This window comes from Fictibacillus nanhaiensis, assembly GCF_023715445.1.
Taxonomy (GTDB): domain Bacteria; phylum Bacillota; class Bacilli; order Bacillales; family Fictibacillaceae; genus Fictibacillus; species Fictibacillus nanhaiensis_D.
This window is the reverse complement of the sequence record NZ_JAMBOD010000040.1, coordinates 1-475: the sequence shown is the minus strand read 5'-3', so window position 1 is coordinate 475 and position 475 is coordinate 1. Positions and strand designations below refer to the sequence as shown.

The window sequence follows — 475 nt, the reverse complement described above, 5'->3', positions numbered from 1 at the left end:
CGACCTGCACTGTCCGGCGGGCGGCTTCGTCGCGATCGTCGGCCCCACGGGCGCGGGCAAGAGCACGCTGCTCGGCCTGCTCGCGCGGCTCGACGATCCGTGCGCCGGGCGCGTGCTGCTCGGCCGCGCCGACGTGCGGCACCTGAGCGAGGCGACGCTCGCCGCGACGCGCAACCTCGTGTTCCAGGACAACGGGCTGTTTCGCGGCAGCCTCGCGTGGAACGTGCGGATGGGGCGACCGGACGCGACCGATGCCGAGCTGCGCGCCGCGCTGGACGCGGTCGGCCTGCTGCGCGACGCCGAGCGCCTGCCGGACGGTCTCGACACCGACGTGGGGCCGGGCGGGCAGTTGCTGTCGGGCGGGCAGCGCCAGCGGGCGTGCCTGGCGCGTGCGCTGCTCGCGCGGGCGCCGGTGCTGATGTTCGACGAACCGACCGCGAGCCTCGACGAACTGAGCGCGCGGCGCGTGCGCGAC

The 475-nt window shown here is 76.4% G+C and carries 1 protein-coding gene; it reads left to right on the top strand.

Annotated elements, in window-relative coordinates:
• Positions 1-475, top strand: a 475-nt coding sequence (locus tag M3196_RS21760) for an ATP-binding cassette domain-containing protein (protein ID WP_251324373.1), incomplete at both ends; no start/stop codon positions are given.